The organism is Xenorhabdus khoisanae, from assembly GCF_001037465.1.
GTDB classification, from domain to species: domain Bacteria; phylum Pseudomonadota; class Gammaproteobacteria; order Enterobacterales; family Enterobacteriaceae; genus Xenorhabdus; species Xenorhabdus khoisanae.
Genome location: NZ_LFCV01000254.1, coordinates 1 through 2561, shown reverse-complemented (window position 1 = coordinate 2561; position 2561 = coordinate 1). Strand labels below are relative to the sequence as shown.

The 2561-nt window shown below is 38.2% G+C and carries 3 protein-coding genes; 2 read left to right on the top strand and 1 reads right to left on the bottom strand.

All coding sequences use genetic code 11. The features are described 5' to 3' along the window. Positions 1 to 457: 457 nt before the first annotated feature. The gene (locus AB204_RS20630) at positions 458 to 808 is read left to right on the top strand and encodes a SymE family type I addiction module toxin (RefSeq protein WP_047965253.1); all 351 of its coding nucleotides are present in this window, start codon (positions 458 to 460) and stop codon (positions 806 to 808) included. Between the two features lie 126 nt (positions 809 to 934). Here the strand turns inward: AB204_RS20630 and AB204_RS20625 are convergent, their stop codons facing one another. Continuing rightward, entirely contained in the window at positions 935 to 1699 is a 765-nt protein-coding gene (locus AB204_RS20625) for an SDR family oxidoreductase (RefSeq protein ID WP_047965252.1), read from the bottom strand. A gap of 231 nt (positions 1700 to 1930) precedes the next feature. Here AB204_RS20625 and AB204_RS20620 point away from each other — a divergent pair, with 231 nt between their 5' ends. Further along, on the top strand, positions 1931 to 2266 hold the full coding sequence (locus AB204_RS20620; RefSeq protein ID WP_235428167.1) for a DUF3761 domain-containing protein: 336 nt from the start codon (positions 1931 to 1933) through the stop codon (positions 2264 to 2266). Positions 2267 to 2561: the final 295 nt, after the last annotated feature.

The window sequence follows — 2561 nt, the reverse complement described above, 5'->3', positions numbered from 1 at the left end:
AATAAATATATTATAAAGATAATTTATCTTTTTTTATTATTCGCCACTAAGGAGCTATCTCAATAAGAGCTGATTTCCAGACCACGATTTGAAGAGATAACCTCCTATTCCCGACCTTCGTTCATATTAACATGTAAAAAATGTAACAGGAGAAAAATTGCAAATGACAATTATATGAAAAATTTATGTCATAAATATGACAATCATATCAGAATGATTGCGTGGTTGAATTCTAACAAAGCATTTCAAAATGGATAAATATCCAGTGATTTTTTGCGAGTCGCTTCGCAAAGAGCAACATTGTCGATAGCATATTAGCCAACTAAACGCTAGGGTAGATATCAATCATTAACCAAGAATGCGATACAAATGAAAACACGTATGAATTCGCGGTGCAGTGCGGGCGAAGTGCTGATAAAGTATCGTAGTATATCCCAATAACACAAGGAACGTACAAATGAGCCTTCATGTTTCATTTCGCCATACTGACATTGATATTCCAGAATTAATCCTGAATGGCAGTGCACTCAGCGATGCTGGATTTACCGCGAATGAGTTATTTCATATCTCCCAATTTTCCAATGGAATCATCATCTCTCTCGTTGATCCCAATGCAGATCTGGATAGTTTGATCAACGAAGTGGAAACGAATCCATATGAAGGGATCGACAATATCCGTGATAATGGTGAACTTTATATTGCGGGGGATTGGCTGACAATCAGTAACTTAGTAGAACAACCCATTAATATTGAGATGGAACCCGGCAAAATTATTCTTAAACCTAAGTTGATGGAAATGCTGGCTTAAGACCATTGTCACTAAAAAAATTACCTTCTATCAATTAGCCGGAAATATGAAGAAGAGTTCCGGCTTTTAATATTTCCTAATATTTAGGATCACCTTACTCAGAATGGCATTTCACACTTCATCAGCCTATTTTCCACCAGCCAAATCAATGAAATTACCCGTTACATACGATGATTCATCAGACAGCAACCATGCAATGGCCTGAGCAACTTCTTCCGGCTGCCCACCCCGTTTCATGGGCAAAGAATCTTTGATTCGATTTACCCTATCCGCTTCCCCACCATCAGCATGCATTTCGGTATAAATGAACCCAGGACGCACGGCATTTACCCTAATTCCTTGTGCAGCCACTTCTTGCGCCAAGCCAATTGTCATCGTATCAACGGCACCTTTCGATGCCGCATAATCAACATATTCATGAGGAGAACCCAGTCTGGCAGCGGCGGATGAAACATTAACAATAACGCCGCCTTTCCCACCATGACGAAAAGCCATTCTCTTGACCGCTTCACGGGCACAGAGAAAAGCCCCTGTGACATTGATTGCGAAGATTTCACTTAGCCGTTCTGCCGTCAACTGTTCAATGGTAGCTTGAGATTTTAAGACTCCGGCATTGTTCACTAATCCAGAAATATAACCCAGCTCTTTTTCTGTCCGCTGGAACAAGGCTATTACTTGTTTTTCATCCGCGATATCCACCTGAACCGCAATTGCTGACTGCCCCAAGGAACGGATCATATCTACAACTTCATAGGCTTCGTCTTCACGGCTACGATATCCAACGCAGATATGGTGCCCTAGCTTTGCCAGACAACATGCCGTGGCCTTACCAATGCCACGGGAACCCCCTGTAATGATCGTCACCTTTTGCTCAATGCCATTCACCGCCATTCTCCCCATTTTTCGTGTTATTTTTTTCACATCAAGCCCTTGAAGATTAAATACCGTTAATTATCTATAAAAGAGATGAATTAATTAAAAATAAACATATAAACCCAATATTACACATATATAAAAACATAAATATTCTCTATGTTAAATTTGCAATCATAACATTCAAAACTATACTCCAAACTGCAAGAGTAGATTTCGGGTTGTAAGTACTCTAATCAGAGGACATATATGATGAAAAGCTTGAAGTTATCAGTTGCAGCATTACTGGTGTTGTTTTCAAGTGCCGCACTTGCAGCGCCTGCAGTATCAACCTCGGCCGAAACTGCGTCAAAAACAGCAACGGCAGTAGAACATAATGTGAAAGCAGCCAAAAATAAAGTTAACTCACCAGAAAAGAAAGTAACCAAAAAAGCAAAAAGCCAAAAAGCGTCTAAGAAGAAAAATAAAGCTGTGAAAAAAGGTGCCAATACCAATACGGCTCTTTGTAAAGACGGGACTTATAGCAAGAGTAAATCTCGTAAAGGAGCCTGCTCTCGTCACGGCGGAGTTTCTAAGTGGCTGTAATATTTTGTTGGTTTTCCATCATGCACAATTAGGGAGCTTTGGCTCCCTAATTCTTTTTGACACACTATATATTGATAACCAAAATAAAAATATCTATTTAAATCTATTTTTTTTAAACAACAATCAGATTTTGATGACTTTCATTATTTAATTTACAAATTAAACATCCCTTCATCAATTTTTATCATGTTGTTTTTTACATAATTATTAATTAAAGCAACAGACTATCCCAATAGGAAATACTTTATATTATAGTCAACCTGTCTTTTTAATTTCTGTTTACACAAATAACATA